Source organism: Streptococcus parasanguinis (assembly GCF_001578955.1).
GTDB lineage: Bacteria > Bacillota > Bacilli > Lactobacillales > Streptococcaceae > Streptococcus > Streptococcus parasanguinis_U.
The window spans coordinates 225189-226108 of sequence record NZ_KQ969689.1 but is presented as its reverse complement, the minus strand read 5'-3'; the positions used below and the strand labels follow the sequence as shown (position 1 = coordinate 226108).

General features: G+C 43.4%; 1 protein-coding gene. It reads right to left on the bottom strand.

The features are described 5' to 3' along the window. Positions 1 to 264: 264 nt before the first annotated feature. The coding region (gene htpX / locus SPADD19_RS01045; RefSeq protein ID WP_241496378.1) for a zinc metalloprotease HtpX at positions 265 to 920 on the bottom strand (656 nt) is incomplete at its 5' end.

Here is a 920-nt window from a genome sequence, read left to right as displayed (position 1 = left end):
GAAGAAGTTCCATGACTTAGTTTTGGACCCCTTTGCTTTTTAATTTTTTGGCTCAGGCTAAAACAGTTCCCCGAACTGTTTTACTCCCAAAACTCCCGAGTGCTAGAAACACAATTGTTTCTAGCACTTTTCTCACGGCGGAAAGTTTCAATAGATGAGTTAATAATTCTAAAGAATAAATTTCTTTTATTTGTATAGAATTTATTAGATTTATAAAGAAAAACAGTTTTCCTACACTCTCAATCCTGCTAATGGTGGATTTTTTTACATTTTTCTTAGGCGAGCCACCCGCTCAGCAATGGGTGGGTGGGTATAAAAGAGTTTTTGCAATCCGGATTCTTTTTTTGGATCGTTGATAAAAAGAGCACTGCTCGCATCATCGACATGTCGTTGCATTGGTTCGCTATTGTCTAGTTTTAACAAAGCATTGATCATCCCTTGAGGATTCCGCGTCAATTCAACACTTGAAGCGTCTGCTAGGAACTCCCGTTGACGAGAAATGGCTAACTGGACCAAGGTCGCTGCTAATGGCGCTAAAACGATGGCAAGCAAGGAAAGGATCAACATAACAATCTCCAAACCACCGCTACCTTCTCGATCATCATCCCGGCTACGGCCACCGCCCCACCACATCATCCGTCCTCCAATACTAGAAAGCATGGTGATGGCACTGGCAAGGGCAACTGCAATCGTGGAGATGCGGATATCATAATTGCGAATATGGCTGACTTCATGTCCGATAACTCCCTCCAATTCCTCACGGTTCATCACAGCCAGTAGACCTGTTGTCGCTGCAACGGCTGCATTTTGAGGATTAGACCCTGTCGCAAATGCATTCATGGATGGATCATCCACAATATAGACACGTGGCATAGGGATCTGAGCTACCATAGCCATATCTTGTACAATATGGTAGAGCT